This is a genomic window from Paenarthrobacter sp. NPDC089675, assembly GCF_044749185.1.
GTDB lineage: Bacteria > Actinomycetota > Actinomycetes > Actinomycetales > Micrococcaceae > Arthrobacter.
This window is the reverse complement of record NZ_JBIVHM010000003.1, coordinates 239619-261302: the sequence shown is the minus strand read 5'-3', so window position 1 is coordinate 261302 and position 21684 is coordinate 239619. Positions and strand designations below refer to the sequence as shown.

20 protein-coding genes are annotated in these 21684 nt (G+C 60.0%); 13 read left to right on the top strand and 7 right to left on the bottom strand.

The window, feature by feature from the left end; all coding sequences use genetic code 11:
- The first annotated feature begins 757 nt into the window (after positions 1-757).
- The 7 genes from ACIPY2_RS08830 (at position 758) to ACIPY2_RS08800 (ending at position 5673) form a co-directional block, all read left to right on the top strand.
- Complete coding sequence (locus tag ACIPY2_RS08830; protein ID WP_400266001.1) at positions 758-1102, top strand: hypothetical protein; 345 nt, start codon at positions 758-760, stop codon at positions 1100-1102.
- Complete coding sequence (locus tag ACIPY2_RS08825) at positions 1102-1641, top strand: hypothetical protein (RefSeq protein WP_400266000.1); 540 nt, start codon at positions 1102-1104, stop codon at positions 1639-1641. The genes ACIPY2_RS08830 and ACIPY2_RS08825 overlap by 1 nt, the downstream gene beginning before the upstream one ends.
- A gap of 345 nt (positions 1642-1986) precedes the next feature.
- Positions 1987-3618: an AAA family ATPase gene (locus tag ACIPY2_RS08820; protein WP_400265999.1), complete on the top strand. Its 1632-nt coding sequence runs from the start codon at positions 1987-1989 to the stop codon at positions 3616-3618.
- Positions 3619-3627: 9 nt separating this feature from the next.
- Positions 3628-4053, top strand: a complete 426-nt coding sequence (locus ACIPY2_RS08815) for a hypothetical protein (RefSeq protein WP_400265998.1) — start codon at positions 3628-3630, stop codon at positions 4051-4053.
- Positions 4050-4268, top strand: a complete 219-nt coding sequence (locus tag ACIPY2_RS08810) for a hypothetical protein (protein WP_400265997.1) — start codon at positions 4050-4052, stop codon at positions 4266-4268. The genes ACIPY2_RS08815 and ACIPY2_RS08810 overlap by 4 nt, the downstream gene beginning before the upstream one ends.
- Positions 4265-5056, top strand: a complete 792-nt coding sequence (locus ACIPY2_RS08805) for a ComEA family DNA-binding protein (protein ID WP_400265996.1) — start codon at positions 4265-4267, stop codon at positions 5054-5056. The genes ACIPY2_RS08810 and ACIPY2_RS08805 overlap by 4 nt, the downstream gene beginning before the upstream one ends.
- A gap of 11 nt (positions 5057-5067) precedes the next feature.
- Complete coding sequence (locus tag ACIPY2_RS08800) at positions 5068-5673, top strand: 4Fe-4S single cluster domain-containing protein (protein ID WP_400266216.1); 606 nt, start codon at positions 5068-5070, stop codon at positions 5671-5673.
- Positions 5674-5843: 170 nt separating this feature from the next.
- Here ACIPY2_RS08800 and ACIPY2_RS08795 read toward each other — a convergent pair whose 3' ends face one another.
- Positions 5844-6029 (bottom strand): hypothetical protein, encoded by a 186-nt coding sequence (locus tag ACIPY2_RS08795; RefSeq protein ID WP_400265995.1) that lies wholly within the window; start codon positions 6027-6029, stop codon positions 5844-5846.
- 108 nt (positions 6030-6137) lie between these two features.
- Between ACIPY2_RS08795 and ACIPY2_RS08790 the strand changes: the two genes are divergently transcribed.
- The 4 genes from ACIPY2_RS08790 to ACIPY2_RS08775 all read left to right on the top strand — a co-directional run bounded on the left by ACIPY2_RS08790 (position 6138) and on the right by ACIPY2_RS08775 (position 9001).
- On the top strand, positions 6138-6605 hold the full coding sequence (locus ACIPY2_RS08790) for a hypothetical protein (RefSeq protein WP_400265994.1): 468 nt from the start codon (positions 6138-6140) through the stop codon (positions 6603-6605).
- A gap of 94 nt (positions 6606-6699) precedes the next feature.
- Positions 6700-7494 (top strand): hypothetical protein, encoded by a 795-nt coding sequence (locus ACIPY2_RS08785; RefSeq protein ID WP_400265993.1) that lies wholly within the window; start codon positions 6700-6702, stop codon positions 7492-7494.
- A 42-nt stretch (positions 7495-7536) separates the two neighbouring features.
- Positions 7537-7692, top strand: coding sequence for a hypothetical protein (locus ACIPY2_RS08780; RefSeq protein ID WP_400265992.1), 156 nt, complete (start codon positions 7537-7539; stop codon positions 7690-7692).
- A gap of 52 nt (positions 7693-7744) precedes the next feature.
- On the top strand, positions 7745-9001 hold the full coding sequence (locus tag ACIPY2_RS08775; protein ID WP_400265991.1) for a flavin-containing monooxygenase: 1257 nt from the start codon (positions 7745-7747) through the stop codon (positions 8999-9001).
- Here the strand turns inward: ACIPY2_RS08775 and ACIPY2_RS08770 are convergent.
- Together ACIPY2_RS08770 and ACIPY2_RS08765 are read right to left on the bottom strand one after the other, a co-directional pair.
- The gene (locus tag ACIPY2_RS08770; RefSeq protein ID WP_400265990.1) at positions 8998-9621 is read right to left on the bottom strand and encodes a dihydrofolate reductase family protein; all 624 of its coding nucleotides are present in this window, start codon (positions 9619-9621) and stop codon (positions 8998-9000) included. The two genes, ACIPY2_RS08775 and ACIPY2_RS08770, sit on opposite strands and share 4 nt — an antisense overlap.
- Positions 9622-9725: 104 nt before the next feature.
- On the bottom strand, positions 9726-11123 hold the full coding sequence (locus tag ACIPY2_RS08765) for an APC family permease (protein WP_400265989.1): 1398 nt from the start codon (positions 11121-11123) through the stop codon (positions 9726-9728).
- 566 nt (positions 11124-11689) lie between these two features.
- On the opposite strand from ACIPY2_RS08765, the gene ACIPY2_RS08760 reads away from it, so the two are divergent.
- Positions 11690-12424 (top strand): SHOCT domain-containing protein, encoded by a 735-nt coding sequence (locus ACIPY2_RS08760; RefSeq protein WP_400265988.1) that lies wholly within the window; start codon positions 11690-11692, stop codon positions 12422-12424.
- A 3-nt stretch (positions 12425-12427) separates the two neighbouring features.
- On the opposite strand, the gene ACIPY2_RS08755 is transcribed toward ACIPY2_RS08760, so the two are convergent.
- Positions 12428-13663 carry an McrC family protein gene (locus ACIPY2_RS08755; RefSeq protein ID WP_400265987.1) on the bottom strand — a complete coding sequence of 412 codons (1236 nt, stop codon included), beginning with the start codon at positions 13661-13663 and terminating at the stop codon, positions 12428-12430.
- Positions 13663-16614, bottom strand: a complete 2952-nt coding sequence (locus tag ACIPY2_RS08750; RefSeq protein WP_400265986.1) for an McrB family protein — start codon at positions 16612-16614, stop codon at positions 13663-13665. Before ACIPY2_RS08750 ends, ACIPY2_RS08755 begins: the two co-directional genes overlap by 1 nt.
- Before the next feature lie 305 nt (positions 16615-16919).
- On the opposite strand from ACIPY2_RS08750, the gene ACIPY2_RS08745 reads away from it, so the two are divergent.
- Positions 16920-17510: an HNH endonuclease gene (locus tag ACIPY2_RS08745; protein WP_400265985.1), complete on the top strand. Its 591-nt coding sequence runs from the start codon at positions 16920-16922 to the stop codon at positions 17508-17510.
- A gap of 339 nt (positions 17511-17849) precedes the next feature.
- On the opposite strand, the gene ACIPY2_RS08740 is transcribed toward ACIPY2_RS08745, so the two are convergent.
- On the bottom strand, positions 17850-18131 hold the full coding sequence (locus ACIPY2_RS08740) for a hypothetical protein (RefSeq protein WP_400265984.1): 282 nt from the start codon (positions 18129-18131) through the stop codon (positions 17850-17852).
- A gap of 284 nt (positions 18132-18415) precedes the next feature.
- Positions 18416-21571: a DUF3427 domain-containing protein gene (locus ACIPY2_RS08735; RefSeq protein ID WP_400265983.1), complete on the bottom strand. Its 3156-nt coding sequence runs from the start codon at positions 21569-21571 to the stop codon at positions 18416-18418.
- Positions 21572-21684 lie beyond the last annotated feature (113 nt).

Here is a 21684-nt window from a genome sequence, read left to right as displayed (position 1 = left end):
CAGTGTGCTGCTTTGCCCCCTATTGGCGCGGGAAGCTGGCAGCAGCACGGCGGCTTTGGACGTCGCGCGGGAACCAGGTTCACCGTCGTTACTAAGGTCTGTCCCCAAAGGCGGGACGGGTCCACGCGCTCCGGGGCAGGCTCTCGGTCCCCCAAGGAGCCTTCGAGCAGCATCCTGAGATTCGTCGCGGACACCTTGCCCCGCGGCTCTATCAAATCAACGCGTCCCCGGCGCTGCTCCTCTTTGGGCGATCCCACGACAGTCCTTTCACTGCCGCCACAAGGAGCTCATCGCAATGTCTTTCAATACCCTTTTGTCTTCATCTCGCCGCAAGCCCGGTCGATTCCGCGTACGCCCGCTTCGTTGCCTCATATTGCGCTGGAGGCTTACTCAACGTTCCGTTCTCCGTATCACCGCCCAAGCAGCCCTGCTCGGTGGTTGGGTCTGGTTTGCTGCTGCCTCCCTCATCGGGTGGGAAGCCTTCGAAATCGTCGTCGGCGCGTCCGTGCTGGCACCTGAATTACTCCCTCTCGTGATCATCGCCCTCGCCCTGGCGTGGTATTTCCGTGGACGAGTTCGGCGAGCCTTGACGCGGGCGCGGGCATACCGGCGACTAAGGCGGGTGCAGCATGGTGCCAGATCTGCCCGCTGACCACTAAGGAACGACGGCGGCACGACGCTCGCGGCCGTCACGAACCTCCCGCTCGCCTCACGTATTCAGACAAAAGGCACACGTCTGAAATCGGGGGGCAGAGGCATGTTCAAGGAGTACCAAGCCGGCCAGACCACGTTTGGTCCACTGCAGTTGAAGAGCATTTGGGAGCCGCATATCCTTCGGGACTTCGAGCTCCGGGTGATCATGCAGGTGGCGGGCTGCGAAGACATCGTTGCGCAGATGCTTTCGGGCGCGTCAGTTGCGCCCAATGACCGGGCGCCTTTGGACCTGGCCAACTACATCGCGAAGCAGAAGGGGTATCAGCCGCTCTTTGTTTTCTCAGGGCGCGAGGTTGCTATCGCAGATGGCGGCGAGGAAGTTCTGCGCAGATTTTTCGCCTCAGACGTTTGGGCAGGACGGAATACTAAGCAAACGCGGCGCATCTGATGCCTCCAGGAGACGGAGCCATCCCCTACTTCAGTTCCGTGGTCAGCCATGACTGGGAAAGACTTGGATACCCAAACCTCCACGTTGCACGCTTCTGGGACACCCGCTCCTGCGGCGTAGCGTGCCTCCGCATGGCCTATGAATATCTGAGTCCTGGCATCAAACTGCTGCCGGCCGGGATCACCGAAGAGCTGCTCCGGCTCGGCGCCTACACAGAGGCAGGGGGTTGGAACCATTTAGGCTTGGCGCGTCACGCCAGGGGCCGGGGTCTTGCAGCCCACCTGGTGACCCTCGCCCGCCCAGATGACCTTTGGAAGATTGCAAACGCTCCAGGCGTGCTGATCGTTTCGATCGGGTCCTCGTTCAAGTCCGACGGCGATTCCGGTCACCTCGCGGTGGTGGCGGGCTTCTCCGATGCGGGCCACGTCATCATCCACCGGCCATCAGGGCAAGATCCCAGGGAAGGCCGAGATCTCCACGTAGATCCCGACACCTTCTGGGCCCACTTCTCCGGCCGAGGAATTTACATCAGTCGATGAACCCGTAGGCCTAGCAAGTGCAGCGCGTGTCCTCCCGAAGTACTCAGGGCATTCCTAGTTGTCGAGACTCTTTTCAAACCTGAGGGAACCTTCAATGAACATACTGTCATCGGGCTTTCTCAGACGGCTCAACGTCCCCCCTGCCCAAGTGGGTTGGCCGACTGATCGACGCCGAGGCTCGAACATGTCCAGCTCGGGGTTCCAAGACCGCTCTACGGTGTCCGCACACCTGCGAAGGGGGTGCGTGCGCCACACGTGACGCAGGCCGGTAACTTGGTATTGCTCCGGACAATGCTGGGATATGCTGCCCGGAGTTGTGGCACTGAAACACGTTGGGGAGCCTAAGTGAATGCACAGACGCCGTTGACCTTCGGCAATACCCTGGTCGAGCTCATCCGGGCACGGCACCCGATTCTTCTCGTCGAAACTCACGAGGGCAACCGGGTTATCGCGGCCGCCGAAGCCGTTGCTGTCAGCCCTGAACTGCGGCGCCCGCGGAAGGTCGTGGCCTACACGGTTTCGAAGGGCTTGCACGCACCAGGACAGCCAGGAAAGCCAACGTCACCTGACACGGCGCTGAACGAAGCCCTCAAGGCAACCGAGCCGACCATTTTCGTGTTCTTCGACCTTCATCATTTCCTCGGTTCGCAAGGCCGGCCAGCTGAGCCGATCATGGTCCGCGCCGTCCAGGACGCCGCACTGGCGTTCCGCACCGGAGAAGTGCCGCACACGCTGATCATCGTCTCCCCGGGTATGAGTCTTCCAAACGATTTGGAGAAGGAAGTCACCGTCGTTGACCTGCCGCTTCCGACGGCCGGGGAAATCGAAGGTGTCCTTGACGAGATTGTTGGCGCCAATGCAGCCTCGATCGTTGTCGACCTGTCCCCGGATGACCGGATGCGGCTCATTCAGGCCGCCCAGGGTCTGACGTTGGGTGAAGCAGAGAACGCGTTCGCCCGCGCCATCGCCTCAGACCGACGCTTGGACGCCTCCGACATCGCGCTCGTCCTGGATGAGAAACGCCAGACGATCCGGAAGTCCGGGCTGTTGGAGTTCATCTCTCCTGAAGGGACGATGAACGACGTCGGCGGTCTGGAGAACCTCAAGAAATGGCTGAACAAACGCAACGGCTCCTGGCTGCCCGAAGCCCAGCGCTGGTCCATCCCGGCCCCCAAAGGCGTCCTTATCACCGGCGTTCCCGGTTGCGGCAAGAGCCTCACCGCCACGTGCATGGCCACTTTGTGGGGGTTGCCGCTGCTCCGTCTCGACGTTGGCCGGGTCTTCTCCGGACTGGTCGGCTCAAGCGAACAGAACATGCGCGGCGCTCTTAAGCTCGCCGAGGCAGTCTCACCATCCATTCTGTGGATCGATGAAATCGAGAAGGGATTCGGTTCCAGCGGCAGCGGCGATTCCGGAACCAGCCAACGCGTGTTCGGAACGTTCCTCACGTGGATGCAGGAAAAGAAGAACCCCGTGTTTGTGATCGCTACAGCCAATAAGATCGACTCCCTGCCCCCGGAATTCCTCCGCAAGGGCCGCTTTGATGAGATCTTCTTCGTGGACCTTCCCACAAAGGAAGAACGAAAGCACATCTGGCGGATCCAACTGGAGAAGCGGCTCACATCTGATTCGGCTGCCAGCGGCGACTTTGAAACCACCGAGGACTCACTGGACTTCCTCGCCGAACTAACCGAAGGCTTCTCCGGAGCCGAAATCGCCGAGGCAGCCGTCAGCGCCTGCTTCGAGGCATTCTCGGAACGGCGAATGCTGAACGAAAAGGACCTACGCCGGGCCATCTCCAACACCGTCCCCCTGTCGGTCACCCAGGCTGAACAGATCAACGGTATCCGCGAATGGGCTTCCACCCGGGCCGTGGCCGCTACTTCCATCAGCGCCCGTGAGGAATACTCCTCGACCAACACCGCGGCCAGTACTGACGTCAACTCCTGGCGCGGCGGCCGCCAGATCGATTTCTAGGCGGCCACGATGAGCCTCGAAGTTCTCCTCATCCCGCTCGGCATCGCAGCCATCGCCGCTATCCGCGAAGCAAAGAGCACCGATCTGTGCGAGAAGTGCAAAGCAACGCGCATCACCGACCAGCAACTTCTCGAAGACGCCCTGGTGGCGATGGGTGCGACCGAGTTGAGCGTGGCCGAAGGCCGGGTCACCGGCAACAGCCCCTACGGGCGCATCACGTTCCAACGAATTGGTGAGACCTTTCTTGGCAGGGTCGATAACGACGAACAACAAACCGGCAACCTGCTGGCCGCCCTGGACTTGAGCGTCGGTGCGCTGCTGCAGCAACGCACTATCGAGTCCCTCCATGCGCGTGCCGCGGAAATGGGTATGGTCCTCATCTCCCAAACGAACGCAAATGGCGAAGTCCAGCTCGTATTCGAAGAGGCAACATGACGCAGAAGAAAACCATCACCATCACTGTTTCAGCGACCGGCTCCATCACCGCCGAAGCGCACGGCCCCGGCCCCAGCTGTACCGATGAACTCGCCGCCATCCAGGCCCTGCTTCCAAACGCGGTCATTACCGACTCACGGCTGACGCCGGCTTATTTCCAGCAGGCCACCACCGACCAGACGACATACCAGTATGAAAATGAGGCAGACCGATGACACCCGAAGAGAAACTCTGTTCGCGTTCCTGGCGCCTGCGCAACAGTGCCGGCGTCCTCTGGAGCATCCTCTCCTTCGGTCTTCTCACCGGAGTCAATTTCCTCATCCGTGGCGTGAAATCCAAGAACCGGCGTTGGATCGGCATCGGCATCGGTTTCCTCATTGTGGGGATCGGGTTGATTTGGACCTCCAGTATGATCGACTCCGGGACCAAGGCAGCGCCCAAATCCTCCCCTGAACTCACTATCTGGGGTTGGGTCATGTTCACTTCCTTCATCGGCGGGGTGATCGCGTCGTTCGTCACGAACAAGAAGTGGCTCATCTGGAAAGCCCACGTCGACGACAGGAAGTGGTACACCAAGGCCGGAGCCACACAGCCCGCAGGCAACACCTCCCCTGCTTATGGCTACAACCCAAACGCTGCAGCCGCCGCGTTCTCAGGTCCCCCGGCCCCTGCATCGCAGCCCACATCCGATGTCTCCGCCCCATACGTCGCGCCGACAGCGGCCCCAGGCGGCGGCCTCGACGTCAATGCGGCAACACCGCAGGATCTGGTCACGGTGCTCGGCGTCGACCACGAAACAGCCAACCGGATTGTGGGGACACGTCAGCAGCTCGGCGCCTTCTCTTCGTTTGAGCAGCTCATGTCGAAGGCCCAGGTGCCGCCGCATCTGTTGATCCCGCACCGGAACAAGCTCACCTTCGGTGCAGTGCCGACCGCACCCGCATCCCCGCCCCAGGAGCCGGCACCCCAGGCCAACCACCACGTCCGAAGGCTCGACATTTGACCCACAACCAGATGCTCCGCGTCGGCCGCATCTTGCATGGCACCACCGCTGAGGGCCCCGGCCTGCGCACTGCCGTCTGGTTCCAAGGCTGCAGCATCAGATGCAAAGGCTGCGTTAACCCGCACCTGTTCAGTCCTCGCGGCGGAAAACTACTACCCGTGGCCGGGATCATCGAAGACTCCATCGCAGCCGGTGTCGAAGGCCTGACCCTGATCGGTGGTGAGCCGTTCGACCAACCCGCCGCCGGCCACGCCCTGGCTGCGGCTGCCCGCGCCGCAGGCCTCGGCGTCATTGCCTTCTCCGGGTACGAATACCAGACACTCTGTGACCGAGACGACTCTACGCGAGCCTTTCTGGCCAAGGTGGACTTGCTCGTCGATGGCCCCTACCAGGACTGGAACCCCGAAACGAATCGCGCTCTGGTCGGTTCCGGAAATCAGCGGTTCATTCACCTCACCGACCGATACAAGAACTACCGACCGGAAGGCGTCCTCAACAGGGTCGACATCCGGGTCCGCCCTGATGGGACCATCGAAGTCGCTGGCTTCCTTGATTCAGCCTCCCTCAAGGACCTCAGTAGCCTGACAAGCTCCGCGCGGACGCTTCGTGTACGCTGACCGGAACCGGCGCCGTCACCGTTCTGACTTCATCGGAGGGGCGCAAGCACCTTCGCAACTGGCGCAAGAGGTAACCCGGAACGACAGACTCGCCTCACCTACTGCGGCGGGCCAATTCGCAGAGCCATCAGCGGCTGACACTGTGAGACGCACAACCTACTGAGCATCCCTCATCTTTCGGCACCCAGGCGCCGCTCCAGGATTACCCAGGCAACCGCCGTCGGAAACCCTATAAGCACCATCAATGAAATACTCCAGAAGCCACTAATCACGTGGCTGAGTTGCAGGAGCAACAGGCCCAGCAGCACCACCTTGGCCGCAATATTCAAAGCCCGCAGCTTACGTGCAGTCGTCATTTTCAAAACCGTTCCCCCTACGATCGTTACCCAAGAGGGTAACGTCCCTCCTCGTAGAACTGCGTCCATTCGTGGGACGATGTCCGCACTGACAAATGGGGGTGTCCAGTGACTCATCTATGCAAATTCGGAATTATTGCCGGCGGCCTGGCGCTGGCGGGAACGTTGTCGAGTTGCACGACGGCCGAGCAACCCGACGTCGCGACTTCGTCCCGGAGCCAAGGGTTCGGCTCGCTGACCGAAGCCGGAGAGGCCGTCGCCGCCGTCGTCGGTTGTGACAGTGAACCAACGACGAAGCCGATCGTGAACCCGGACCTGGCTGGGTTCACAGCTGAATATTCGGTTTGCGGGAACAGGGTGCAGGTGGAGTGGTTCAGCAGCTCGGACGCCCGACTCGACGCAGCAAGTGTCTATTCGGACGCCTCGCAACCGATGGCTTTTGTCGAAGGTGAAAACTGGATCGTCGCAGATATGTCCGTCGCCCTCGAGGAGGAGTGGAGCGGGAAGGACTTGAAGAAGGTGGCTCAGGAACTGGGCGGGACGTACACGGATCTCAACGGATTCGGCCCGAACTAGAGATTTCCGAGGGAGCGTAAATTCAAGTCGCCACGGGCCGAAACGTTCCGCGGAGATGACCATCGGAATGGAAACCGATCGCTACGATCTACCCATGACCGAAACCCAAGAGGTGGATAACCTCGGCTCGAATTTCACCCAGATATTGGATGCGGCCGCAAAATTGCCGGGCGTACGAATCAATAGAGCTACATATCTCCGGACAGCTCTAAAGCGCCATTGCACCCAGGAACAGATCGAGCGTGCTATTGCACAGAGTCCTGCAGCCGCTGGAATCTCCCTTAAGATCATCACCGAAGTGGCAAACAGCTCCATCAAGTATGAGACAAGCAAAGTCACTGGTCTATCGGCATTGTCAGGGATCCCCGGCGGCCTACTAATGCTGGGTACAGTGCCAGCCGACATTCTCCAATACCTGGGCCACATGCTGCGCATTTCCCAGAAGCTTGCTTACATCTACAGCTGGCCCGATCTTTTCGCCGAAGAGGGCGATGAAATTGACGAGGCGACGGAGAGCATGTTGGTCCTCTTCGTTGGAGTCATGTTCGGGGTGCAAATCGCCCAAAGCGGCGTCTCAAAGGTGGCGGCTATGGTCGCGGCGAACGTCGCAAAGAAGTTACCCCAGAAGGCGCTGACTCAAGGGGTCATCTATCCGATCGTTAAGAAGGTTGCAGGGTACCTCGGCGTCAGCATGACCAAGAAGCTATTCGCTACGGGAGTCGCGAAGGCAATCCCTGTGGTGGGCGCAGTGCTATCCGGAGGTCTCACTTTGAGCACCTTCCTACCGATGTCCAAGCGGTTGCAAAAGCACCTTGCGAGCCTTGAGCTAACCAAGCCTGACCACAGGGCGAACGAGACTGACGTCATTAACGGAGAAGTAGTCCGCTAATCGCCACCGGACCTGCTAAACAGTCAGGCAAAGGAGTCACGAATGCCCAACGACGCCACGTCGGAACCAATGCCAGAGCTTGAAGGGCAAACGTCAATCAACGACTTCCTGCCGGAATCGCCAGCAATAACACCCGTCGAAGTCAGGGAACCAACCGACGTCGAAATCGCGGCATTCTTGTTGTCAGCAGACAGGTAGGCAGCGCCCAAACCCATCCACAAACAAGGCCCCCAAGCGTACAATCCACGCCATGGGATCTGCCCCAGATACCGTGATCATCGGCGCCGGCCAAGCCGGTCTCGCCACCAGCTACTGGCTCACGCAGGCCGGCGTCGAGCATCAACTCCTGGAGCGGCGCGTCACCCTCGGCGGCGCTTACCAGGACCGCTGGGACGGGTTCTACATGAACACCCCCAACTTCACGCTCGACCTCCCCGGGATGCCCTACAGGGGCGATGACCCCGAAGCTTTCCTGCCCCGAACCGCCGTCGTAAATCTCCTGAGGCGCTACGCAGAGGTCATCGACGCCCCGGTCCATACCGGCGTCGACGTCACCCGCCTGTCCACGGCAACCGACGGAACTTTCAACCTGGAAACCTCGCTCGGCGCTATGCAGGCGAAGAGGGTCGTACTGGCCACCGGCGCCTACCAGATTCCCAAGCTCCCGCCCATGGCAGCCAAGCTCCCCAAGGAAATCACCCAGCTCCACACGCACGACTACCGCAACCCCGAGCAGCTTCCCGACGGCGCCGTGCTGATTGTCGGCACCGGCCAGTCCGGTGGGCAGATCGCCGAGGAACTGCACGACGCCGGTCGCGAAGTTCACCTGGCCGTCTCCACCTGCCCCGAGGCACCCCGCCGTTACCGCGGACACGACATCCTCTATTGGCTCCTCGAAACGGGCAAACATGGCCCCGACTTCGGCGTCAAAGCCCTCACCCGCGAGGCGCTCCCCTCCCCCGCCGCCCGCCTCGCCTGCAACCCGCTGCTCTCCGGCACCGACGGCGGCCACGACATCCACCTCCGCGAACTCGGCCGCCGCGGCATGCACCTGCACGGCCGCTTGGAAAACGTCGACGACGGCGACCTCACCTTCACGGACGACCTCCCCGAGCGCCTCGCAACAGTCGAGTCCGGATTCAACAGCCGCATGCGCAAGGCCATCGACGGGTATATCGCGGCGGCCGGCTTGGACGCGCCAGAGCAACCACCCGTGCCCGATGACAACTGGCTACCGTCAGAGCCTGCTTCCTTGAACCTGACTGACGCTGGGATCACTTCCATTTTGTGGGCGACGGGGTACGGACTGGACTTCTCGTTCCTGGACATGCCGTTGCTCGATGAGTGGGGCTACCCAAAGCACACTGCGGGCGTCACTGAACAGCCGGGCTTGTACGCCGTCGGACTCCCCTGGCTGACGCGGCACTATTCGTCGATCCTCGGCGGGGTTGGGATGGACGCGAAAAACCTTGCCGCCCTTATGGCGGGACCCACATCAACCGCCTAGGACTCCTGGTCCATAGCCGACATGTCTCCCACCGCGGGCGTCCCATCGACCAAAGCGTAGCGCTGCATCACTGCACCGTTCGGCGAGGTGACCACAGGCTCGACGAGCCGGAGGTTCATCGGAACCACCCCATCGCCGAAGACCTTCTTTCCGCTGCCGAGGAGGATCGGATACACCCAGAGGTTGAGCTGATCGAAGAGCCGTTCAGCGAAGAGGGTCTGAACCAAGTCGAGGCTGCCGATGACGTGGATGTTCTGGTGCTTGTTGCGCAGTTCATGCAGGGCAGCGACCACGTCCGGGCCGAGCAGGCTGGACCCTTCCCAGCCGAGCGTCGGCGCCTGGCGCGAGGCCACGTATTTGGGGATCCGGTTGAAGAGCTCCGCTATGTCGCCGCCCTGGTGCGGCCAGTACGCCGCAAAGATGTCGTAGGTCCGGCGCCCGAGCAGGAGGGCGTCCATCCCTTCCATCCCGGAGCCGACCTGTTGGCCGACCACGTCGTCGAACAGGGGCGCCTGCCAGCCGCCGAACTCGAAACCGCCCACCGGATCTTCCTCGGGCCCGCCGGGCGCCTGCGCGACGCCGTCGAGTGTGGTGAACAGGTCAACGTGGATGAGTCCCATCCCGGGCTCCTTCGCTACGCCCGTCGTCACCCAGGCGACGGGATCACTCCGAGGCTTCCACAGGACTCGTCGATAGGCAACGGTAAATGCCCGACGGCGGGCCTTCAGGCTTCCTTCAAATCCAGCTGCGGCGCTGACTGACGGAAACCGCGCGTCAGGAACGCGAGATAGGCAAACCCAACAGACGCCCAGGCCAATCCGAAACCGAGCGACAGTCCGCTCAGGCTCGTCCACAGCCAGACCGTGAGCGCGAACCCGATAGCGGGCAGCACCAGGTTGTGGATGGCACCTCGGGTTCCCCGGTCCTTCTGGTCGAAGTAATAGTGCTTGATCACCGCGAGGTTCACCACGGAGAATGCGACGAGCGCGCCGAAGCTGATCAGCGATGAGATGGTCAGCAGATCCAAAACAAGGGCCAGCAATGAGACGGCCGAGGTCAGGAGAATGGGCAGGACCGGCGTGCCGAAGCGGGCATGCAGCCTGCCAAGGGCTGCCGGGAAGACGCCGCTGCGACCCATTGAGTGGATGATGCGCGAGACCGAAGCCTGCGAGGTGAGGGCCGAGCCGAGGCTGCCTGCGATGTAGGCGGCGGTGAAGAAGGCGACCAGTAGTTGGCCGCCGGCCTTGCCGATGACCTCGATGGCGGCAGAGTCGACGTCATTGAAGGTGCTGACCGGGAGAACCAGGTGGCTGATGTAAGCCAGACCGAGGAAGATGACACCGGCCAGGACCGTGGTGAGCATGATGGCCTTGGGCAAGTTGCGCTTCGGGTCCTTGGTCTCTTCAGCGAAGGTCGAAACGGCGTCGAACCCGAGGTAGGAAAGGCAGAGGATGGCCGAGCCGGCGAAGATCGGCGAAAGCCCCCCGGCGCCTTCTGCTCCAGCTCCAGTGAAGGGTGCCATGAGGTCGAGGTTGCCCGCGCCGGTGATGGATGAGAGTCCGAGTGCAACGAACAGGACAATGAAGAGCGCCTGCAGGCCCACCACCACGAAGTTGGCCTTCGCGATGGCCGTGATGCCAAGGACGTTCAGCACCGTGACCGCTGCGATGGAGACGATCATGAACACCCATGCCGGTATGGCCGGGAACGCCGCTTCCATGTAGATACCGATGAGGAGGTAGTTGATCATCGGCAGCAACAGATAGTCGAGCAGCAACGACCAGCCGGCCATGAACCCGAGGCCAGCGCCGAACGAGCGCGTCGCATACGTGTACGCAGACCCACCGAACGGGAACGCCTGCGACATCCGGCCATACGAGCGGGCAGTGAACAGCATGACCACGAGCGTCACGGCGTAGGCCGCCGAGAGGCGACCGCCCGTCAGTTCCACCACGATGCCGTAGGTGCTGAAGATGGTCAGCGGCACCATGTAGACGAGGCCCAGCAGGACGAGCGAAGGAACGCCAAGGACGCGGCGCCAGCCTTGGCCGTTGGGCTGGACGGATGTCGGCCCCACAGGCTTCTCGCCTGCCGGTGTATCTGTATTGAATGTGGGGGTCATGGGTAGTCCTGGGTGCTCATGCAGTTGTGGTGAAGCAGCGACGCTGGTGCTTCTGGGCTGCGGTTGGGGGGGCTCTGTGTGTGGGTCAGGGGCGTGGCCGGTGGGTGGTCGGCCTTGGCTCATGACGCCAGAAATGAATAGCGTTCATTTATTGTGACGGTGAGGCGGGTCACAGTCAATATGTGTCGTGCATCCCGCCCGCTCGCCGACATGGATTTTTCCTGGGTTGGACCATAGGCACGGACTCAACCGTCCATTCGACATCACCTCAGCTGCTGGGAGCTAGGCAGCGCCGGCACCCTTGACACCGAACTCCCACCTCACTGCCGAGGAGCTCTTAGCAGCACGCGTACGCAAATGAACGAGAGCTGGCCATCCCAGATGACCAGCGCGGCCGCTAGGCGGGTAGATGTGTCACGACATCCAGATCTCTCCTGCATGCTGTGCACCGGCAGTGCGTTTTCTGAGATCGTAATAGACGGCTTGACTCCGCCAGGTTGAGGTGACGCCCATGATGTAATTCAGAGGAAGCATTTGATTCGGCGAACCTGAAAGATAAAAAGCCAATGGAAGTAATCCTGTTTCTTTTGATCGTTGCCGGGATTATGGCTCTGCTGGTTCGCAGGTCCAACGAGCGATCCAAGGCAAGAGCCGAGCACCAAGGTGCGCTTGCAGGCTTTGATTCTCAAATGGCAGCGAGATCTGGTTTCGAAAAGACGCGCTGGCATGCTGACGCATTCGTGGCAGTCGCGCTCGATTCGAACTCAAATCAAATTGCCTATGCGGAGGCACCGAACTATCTGGCGAAGTTCGTCGAAGCAAGGAAGCTCATCTCTGTTACCGTGTATGAGGATCAGCGATCAATCACCCATACACACCGCGGGCGTCAGATTGGTGCTGCCTACATTGGAAACAAAGTTGCGGGGTCTGCCGGTGCCGTCATCGGAGCTCTGGGGGCGCGATCTCATTCGGAGGACCAAGTCAATCGTGTCACGCTTCGGATCGAACTGGAAGATGCGACAAAACCTGTACTCGATGTGGAATTCCTTAGAGCTCCAGCACCACGTGCGAGTTCATTCCACGAGAAGGCCAATCGCGAAGCCCGAACTTGGAGCTCTCTCATTACGGCGATGATACGGTCTATCGATGAGGCGACCCCTCACCCAATATCCCCAGAAATGGAAGTCAGCGGGTCTCGACTCGAAATGCTCGAAAAGCTGGCGACGCTCAAGGAACGCGGCACACTCACTCAGGAAGAATTTGAAGCAGAGAAGGCAAGAATTCTCGGCCTTGGGCACTAAGAATCAGGTTCTGGCAGACGTACTATCCGGGTCTTGATTCGCTACAAAAAACGCCAGCTTGGCCAACTCCACTACCCCCGCCAACAAGGCTTCCGGCTCCTGCGAAAGATCCAGCGGAAACTCCACCACGGACACCCCCGCATTCCTGATTCGGCGAACCCGCGGTTCTCCCCTCCCTGCGTAAACAAGCCAAGCACGCGGCACTCCGAGAGCTGTGCAGTACGCAAGCATCTGGTAGTGGTCAGCATTCGGATACGCACCACTTGCCGACGCTGCCTTGTACTTCGCGTCGAAGATCAGGGCCGGCCGACCATTGACGCAGTGGACGACATCCACAAACATCCGTACCCGGTCACTGCTCCGAAAACCAGGTTCTGCTTCATCCAGGAATGCTTCGTATTGCCACTCGGTCAACCCTGGATATGGCTCAAGCGCCTCCTTCAAAGCAGTCGCAACAAAGTCCTCAAACACAGTGGCCATGTTCACAACGAAGGAGGCGACCATGCGATGACCCGTTCCTGCTTCGGCCGACATGGAGCGAAGGATGATCTCAGACAACCTCAGCGCCGGTACATAATGGCCGTTGATTCTGGATTCGGTCCAGACCGGTAACGCGGCTCCGTGGTTCAAAACGGAAACACCCTCAAGCTTCGAATCCAGGTGCGCAAGGCGTCCCAAGAGCGGGTCCGACAGCCGAGGAACCTGCATCATCATCCGAATCGCGCCACGGAGAATCTGGTTCTCAGCGACATCGGCGGTGTAGTCATCGTAAGAAACTTCGAGGGGCAGGAGCTGTCCAGGACGCCTGCTCACCTGGTCGCCGACACGGATTCGTCCTTTCACCGTCCGTAGAGCCTCTTCGACGGACACGTAACCATTCAGTGGCCCACGTTCCAGTGCCCGCTCGCCGTGCCTCGCAAGCGACTCACCCAATGCAGCAAAAAGATCCTCGTCCTCAGAACCGATTACGTTGTTCGGACGAAAACCTGGGTCGGCCGCATAACCCAGCAGAAACAGCAGCCTATTGAGACCCACTTTTTCCTTGGGCTTCACCCGAACCAGCAACTCGCCGATCTGGACTGCCCCAACTTTCCCGGCCGGCAGAATGGTCCAAGCACCCCCATGGGCAGGCACAACGGACACCAGGCCGGTGTCGCGCAGCGTCGCAGCCACCTCACGGTCCAGCTCGACTGGCTCCGTATAACCTTGCAACTCGTCGAGTACGATCTCTCTCGACATCAGACGACAGCTTCGTCGCCAAATTCCGACACGGACGAGTCCTGCACGCTATCAGTGGTTCCGATGGCCAGGCGCGCTTTACGCCGTATGGCCTCAAGCCCGAACTTCTCCCGAATCTTCTCTCGACTCAACCGCCCAAAGTACTGCTCCTCCAGCAACGGCAGAAGCTCGTATTTCCAAATCTCAGCGAGCCCCTGATCGGTCTCCGCGTGGGGCTTCATGAAGTACGACGGGCCGATCATCAAATCCCGGTTCGTAGCCTCGATTTCGCCGTTCAACGCATTCAACAGCTCAGCTCGCAGGGCAGGTTTGCCCGTGCTTTCCAAAAATCGCTCAAGCATCCCCGAGATCATGCCCTCCTGCGGATGCAGCTCCACAAACGCGAATCGGCGACGAATGGCGGCGTCCACCAAGGCAATGGAGCGATCCGAGGTGTTCATCGTGCCGATGATGAACAGATTCGGGGGCAAAACAAATGTCTGCTGTGGGTTGTACTGCAGATTAATGCCTTGGTCCCGGTACTCCAGGAGGAAGTACAGCTCACCGAAGATCTTTGCCAGATTGCCGCGGTTCATCTCGTCAATGATCAGGAAATAAGGCTTGTCCCGGTTTCCGTCCAATGACGCCTCAGCGGCTATTCGCCTCAAAGGACCAGGTTCGAGACTAAAGCCGACGTTGTCGCCGTCGGACTTCGCCGGACGATAGCCCTCGAAAAAGTCCTCGTACGCGTAGGACGGATGGAACTGCACTGTCTTGACGTGGTCAGCGTGTTCGTCGCCCGCGAGGTATCTGGCGATCTTGCCCGCCAAGTACGTCTTGCCGGTCCCTGGCGGTCCGTAGAAAACAATCTGTTGCCGTGTCTGCAGCAGCCGCACTACTTCCTGAATGTCGTCGCGCTGGACGTGCAGCTTCGTTGCAAGTTCGGTGGTTGCCTCGCGCAGCCGAGGTACGACGGCGGCCTGCGGCGATGCGGTGGGCTCAGGTTTGGCGCCAGTTGCGATAGGTTCGGATTCGAACCATTCAGTAATGATTGAGAGACCGTCGGTCAGGTCAACGACAGAACCCTGCTCCTCCAACAGCCGCGGCATCGGTGCTGGGAGGTCATCATTGGCAATTGGTTCCTGCCGCCAAGCCACCCTCCGCCGCAAACGGGACGTCTCGTCGTCGGCGTATTCCGCTTCGCCAGTGATGACGCCCAGGTAGAGGTTGCTTTCGAAGGCCGTCAGAACGAGGTCGTCCACCGTCATCTGGGTGAGGAAACGGTAAAACTCCTGGGCCCGCACTTTCCGTTCGGCGTAGTCGATGTGCTGGTAGCCGGCATTTACGGCCGCCTGTACTTGGTCAAAGTTGCTCCCTTGGGCAGGAGAGCCGAGGTGTTGGGCTCTGAGCGAGACGAAGTCTTGGCCAAGCCATGAGTCGACCATCGCGACGCCGCCTTGGTTCTGCCGCACAAGCCAAGCACGTCGCCCGGCGTCACTGCTCGAAGGCTGCCATTCGCTCAAGTAAGGCTCGTCGTACCACTCGATGAATTCGTCAGAGTCACCCTGCTGTGCCCTCCGGATGTTCAAAAGGTCCTTGGCAATCTCGATCTCCGAATCGCCGGTTGGCCCTCCGATGATTCCTGCGAAGGCATTCCGGATCTTGAGTCTGTGATCTCTGCTGACAACGGGCTGAAGATGATCCGGCCACGCCAGGAACTCAATGCTGTAGCGGATTGTTGGCCAGTCCTTGGGAACTGACTGTGTGAGGGAAATGAACGCCCACGGGTCATCGAGGGCCGCGTTGATGACGTGCTCGGGCTGCTGAGTCACGTAGTCCACAAAGCGGCTGAGCCAACCTACATGATCCGCGACTTGAATATTGAAGCCCACTCCGCCGTTGAAGGCACCTTTCGATTCGAGACCCTCACGCAGTTGCACTGACAAACTCAAGTTGGCGCCTGGCACCCACGATAGGACTTTCTCCACCCGGGCGATCTTCGTTGCCGGTGTCACGTTTTCCAAGGGAAAGACCTGCAGATACACCAGTTCGGCTGCCAGTATAACGGTCTCCTTGGCGGCGCCTTCTAGCTGACGTTCCAGCTTGGACATGAAGGATCCCGTGCCGACATCGGTGTTCGCGCTCCGAAGGGCCAAGTCCTTGGCTGCTTCGGCCGTCCACGTAATGGTGCGGCCGTCTATGGGCGAAGCCTGCCCCCGAAGGCCTGCTGAAATGATCAGCCCCGCTGGCGTTTGCGCATGCCTAATACTGCTGGGCACGCTCTCACGAGACTCCACTTTGTCGCCCCTCCAGGCTCGGAACGCGGCGCTGTCAGCCGGGCTCCACTCGTCCGTCGGATCTACATTCATCACAGTCCACATCAGGCCTTGCGCGTCCAACCGGTCGCGTAATTCGATGCCATACTCGGGAGCCAGCCGGGCAATCTCGTCGAGCGCCTCCAGGAGGAGTTCATAGCGGAGCGAAGCGTCTCCATTTGCGCCTCTGTCACCCCAGCCAACCAGTTTCAAAAACTTTTTGGCTGCCTGAGCGCGGTAAGGCGGGAAACGGTGCGGGTCACGCCCCATGAGCAGGAGGGAAGCGAATCCGATGATGCCGCCCACGGAAAACTGTTCTTGGTTGTATGGACGGAGCGCAAGCGCGAAATCATCGATGCGACCGGTATTCAAATCACCATCCCACAGCAAGGCGATCACTTGCCACAGGTCACCGGGCCTTGTCCGGCCAAGGTCAATCAGTCGCATCATGAAGTATCGATTCATCAACCCGGATGACGAGATGTCCCGCCGAAGTCCTTCGAACCATTCTGGATCCTGTTTGAGGAAGCTTTCCCGGGTCCTCCCGAGTCGCTCTGCAACTGCAATCTTGTAGCTGTACTCGTCAGCGTCTAGATCGACAGTCTTAGTGAACAGTGCGCCGAACTCCATGAATTGCTTCCACAGGGAATCGCTCACGGGGCCGCCCTCCCCAGCAGCGCCATAAATGCGCATTCGACACAATGGGACATCCAAGAACTCCGATTTCTGCTCAGTCAGGGCAACGTAAGCGCGAATGCTGGACCTCAATCAGTACGGCATCCACGACCATCTACATATCTAGCACCGCTGATGCGCGAATCCACTGGTCGACACAGGGGCGCCGGCAATTTGACGCGCACCGGCCCACTGCCATTCCATGACTCCGCGGTCCTGATTCCGGCGTCCATGTCCTCACGCGCGAAAAACCACCTCCCGAGCGCATTTGATGCTAGCGTCGGGTCATGGCCGAGGGTCCGTCATTCAGAGCGACTTTGAGTCGCATCTACTGGACTAGACAGGCTCTACGCTTTGCCCTCTTCATTGTGACAGTGTGGCTCTTAATCACCGGAATAGCGTCCTTGGAGAGTGGAGCTGCGAGCGCATTCGCAGGACTCAACTCGGCGAGGGGCGTCTTTCAATCGCTCGCAGAGGGTTTTCTGCAGGCTATCGCTGTGCCCGCCGGATGCATGATCGTCTTGGTCACTGCCGCTGCCGCAACTCAAGCCAGGGACATTCGTCGTCGCGATCCCGTTCGACGCTTCAGTGCGCAACAGCGACAAATCGGCATGGCGCGTGCAAACGGACTATGCGAACTGGAGTCAGCTCTAGGCCGTCGCTGCTCCCGGCCTGCAGAACACGGCGACCATTACTATCCATGGTCCAAGGGAGGTGCGACTTCCCTCCGAAACTTCGCTGCGGCGTGCAGCCGATGCAACCGCACGAAAGGCGCGCGCCTCCCGACGCCGGGCCACCAGGTGCGGCTTGAAAAACGCAGAAGTAGTTACGTGAGCTCCCCTGAGATGGCGATGATTGGGGAACGTCGGAGCCTGTAGCCCCGGCTTCAGTCCCCATAGGTTGCCCCACTACTCTCGCCCATGGGTGCAGGGTCCACGCTTACGCTTCCTGCAAATCCAACTGCGGCGTCGGCCGACGGAGTCCTCGGGTCAAACACGCAAGGTAAGCAAACCAACGGCAGCCACGCCTGGCCGAAGCCGAGCGACAGCCCACTCAAATTTTGTCCACAACCAGACCGTGAGCGCGAACCCGATAGCAGGCAGCACCAGGTTGCGAACAATGCCGCTTGTTCCGCGTTTCTTCTGGTCGAAGTAGTAGTGCTTGATCACCTCGAGGTTCACCACCGAGAACGCCGAAGCTGATGAGCGATGAAATGGTCAGCAGGTCCAAAACAAGGGCCAGCAGCGAGACAGCTGAGGTCCGGAGAACCGGCAGAACAGGCGTTCCGAAGCGTAGGCCGCCGAGAGCCGACCGCCCGTCAGTTCAACCACGATGCCGTAGGTGCCGAAGATGGTCAGCAGCACCATGCAGACTAAGCCCAGCAGGACCAGCGAAGGAACACCGAGGACACGGCGCCAGCCTTGGGCATTGGGCTGGGCGGATGTCGGCCCCACAGGCTTCCCGCCTGCCGGTGATTCTGTTTCGGAAGTGGGGTTCATGCGGAGTCCTGGGTGCCCATGAACCCCCGCCCACCGTCTCCATTTAGCCCAAACACCCCCTGTACCGCCGCCTCGAAGACAACGACAACGGCGACATCACCTTCAGTCTCGACCCTCCAGGCGTCCCGAACGGTCGAGTGAGTTCAACGATCGCATGCGCAAAGCGCAGTTATCCGTTCTTGGCGGCCCAAGCTACATTACCGGTGCATCCCTCAAATCTCAGGGGCGTTCCAGGGCTGCTGAATTGTCGATCGCGTCCGTTCGAAGCGCTCGTTGAGCAGGCACTATTTCGCGACGGCTGCAGCAGTGGCGAACGCATCGGCAGGCATCGGGCGATGGAGTCTCCACGTGATTGCGATGGGCTTTTCACCGGAATGCTGCACGTAGTCCGCCTGCCCGAGGCATGTATACGGAACTGTCAGGCCGGTCTCGTCTTCAGCGGTGTCACGGGTAAAGAGGACCACCTGTGACCCCTGTGCTCGACGGTCCAGGTAGCGCTTGCCAGTTGGACTGGTAGGCGACGTGGCGTTCTGCGATTCCCAGTGGAACAACTCGGGACTAATGGCATAGTCCTTGTACATCGTCGTCGGGGAGTGCTTCCGATCGTCCTTGTTCAGGGTCACGAAGAAGGCGTCTGTCGCGGTCGCTGGACACCATGCCACACCTTCGCGGTGCTGCACGTTCTTCCCTTGCTCCAGCGAGCCATACTGAAGCGCCGCGAGAACTTCTTCGCGTCGATACGTTGCATGCGACAACAGGGGAATGTGCTGAAGCCCAGCGCCCAGGCCCTTGGCCGCGTGCTTGGAGGACGCAAGTCCCAAACGAACGATTTGCCTGATCTCATTGCAAACGAACCCGTAGGCACGAAGGTGGTCCAGACCGTCGTCGTACGTCTTGAAACCTCCGCCGTCGTCCCAAAGTGTGTAGAAGAGCATCCTTGCGAACGTCTGCTCTCGGGCGCCTAGATCCTCGTAGCGGGGCGCATCGGCACCAACGAGCATGGAATACGCCTCGGCCCGTTCCGGATCGTCAACGTGGATGAGGGCAGCCATCCGTCCCAGGAGCTTCTTCTCCTCAGCACTGGAGCGATCGTGATGGATACCTTTGAGAACCGATTCAAGGGGAGAAAACCCGTCAATGAGTTGAGCTTGGCGGAGGTATCCCGTCCAGGAGTCACGTGTGGAGCGGTAAATCGTCTTCATGTCGTTGCCCGACTCCCTCAGGTACGAGGCGAGCTCGATTTCCCCATAGGACGCAACGTCGCTGACCAATTGATTCCGGTTGAAGCGGAGCTGGGCCTTGATGTTGTCCAGCACTACTTTCTGTGCAACACGATCCAGCACGATCTGGGATCCTGAGGGAAGGTACGGGAATTCTTCCTCTACGGCCTTTTCGAGCTGTTTACGTCCATATCCAGTAAGAGCCCTGTAACGCACATCGAAACGGAACTCACGCCGCTGTTGGCCGATGAAGTCCAGGACCGTGAGTACGGCCTTGTCGTCCGCACGACGCAAGCCACGGCCCAACTGCTGCAAGAAGATCGTGGCGCTCTGGGTGGGCCTCAGCATAAGGATGGTATCCACCTCGGGAATATCCAGACCCTCGTTGAATATATCGACGGCGAAAATGCAGTTGATCTCGCGGTAACGCAGTTGGTTCAGAGCGTCTGCACGCGCAACCTCGTCCGTACCGCCGTCAACCGCAATCGAGCGTATGCCGGCGTCGTTAAACACCCCGGCCATGTAATGGGCATGCTGTACCGATACACAAAACCCGATCGCCCGCATGTGTTCAGTGCCGACGACTTTGTCCCGAAGTTCACGGATGACCTTCGCCGCGCGAGCGTCGTTGCCCGTGTACAGCCGGTCTAGTTGAGCGGTGTCGTAATTGCCACGTTTCCACTCCAACCGACTGAGATCTACGTCATCCGAGACCCCGAAGTAGTGGAACGGGACCAAGAGATCGGCGTCCAGCGCGTCCCAGAGACGGAGCTCGCTGGCCGTTCTTCCCTCAAAGAATTCCTTGGCGACGTTGCCGCCGTCGCCACGCTCGGGCGTTGCCGTTAGTCCAAGGAGCTGCTGAGGTTTCAAGTGCTCAAGCAGTTGGCGATAGGTAGGTGCCAACGCGTGGTGAAACTCATCGATGACGACGACGTCGAACTGGTCGGCGTCGAAGGTCTGGACTCCAAGGGAGGCCAGCGACTGCACTGACGCGAAGACTTGTGTCCATTGCTGGGGTTTGTGATCGCCGACGTAGAGTTCACCGAAAGCGCCGTCCTGCATGACGTTCCGATATGTGCCCAGGGACTGTTTCAAGATTTCCTGCCTGTGAGCCACAAAGAGCAGGGACAACTGCCTGCCTGCCGCTTCACACAGGCGTTTGTAGTCGAGGGCGGCAATAACCGTCTTACCTGTACCTGTCGCTGCTACCAAAAGATTCTTGTTGAACCCTTTTGACCTTTCCGCTTCCAGGTCTTCGAGCATTTCTTCTTGGTGCAGGAATGGCACGACCTCAAGCCCGGTGATGGTGTTCGGGGCGGCCGTTCGCTTCCCGCCATTGCGTTCCAGTGCCGCGTCGAGCTTGGCGCCGTCGCGATCTGGGTCGTAGGACTGAAAAGCCCTTTGCTCCCAGTAGCTGTCGAAGGTGACCTCGAACTTCTTGAGCAGCTCCGGCGTGGCGACGGAACTCAGACGGACGTTCCATTCAAGGCCGTCCAAGAGGGCTGCTTGGCTAAGGTTCGAGCTACCTACATACGCAGTGTCAAAGCCTGTGTGTCGCCTGAAGAGCCAAGCCTTGGCGTGAAGTCGGGTGGCCTGGGTTTCGTAGCTGATCTTCACCTCGGCGCCATAGCGCCTGACGAGTTCGTCGATCGCCCGACGTTCGGTGGCGCCCATATAGGTGGTGGTGATGACCCTGAACTTCACGCCACGCTCGTTCAGCTGCTCAAGGGCAGGCTCAAGCAGCCTCAAGCCTGTCCACCTCACGAAAGCGCAAAGCAGGTCTACGGTGTTTGCCGATTCAATCTCCGTTCTGAGCTCCGCGGCGAGGTTGGGGTCGTCCTTCCCGTTTGTGAGCAGAGCTGAGTCACTGAGCTTTGTTGTGGGTCGTCGCAGTCGGCGCCGCTTCAATGCGTCAGGCCGGTGCAATGACAGCAGTTGTTGCGGGCCGGGCGTGATCGGGTTGTCATTCTGAACTTGAGCCAGGAGCCGGTTGGCCAGTGCAACGCGATCTTCCGGCTTGGCGGCTGCGAGTGCATCTTTCACGACTTCAGCAACGTGTCGCGACAAAACGTCGGGGCTGTCTTCCGGGTCGACGGCACTTACTACGGCTTCGAAATTCGGCAATAGTGACAACTTCGACTCAATACCCGATGTGTGCAGAAGTTCGTATAGTCCCTCTGGCAGCACTCCCGGGCCGACTCCCCCATCAAATGTGTTCATTGCGCCAGGGTATGGGGCAGGTGTGACATCCACCAACCGGCACCGGCTAGGGCCCACCGTGCAGGTCGGTGATCTGTCACAAACAGCACCAACGTGTGTTTCTAGATTAGGTT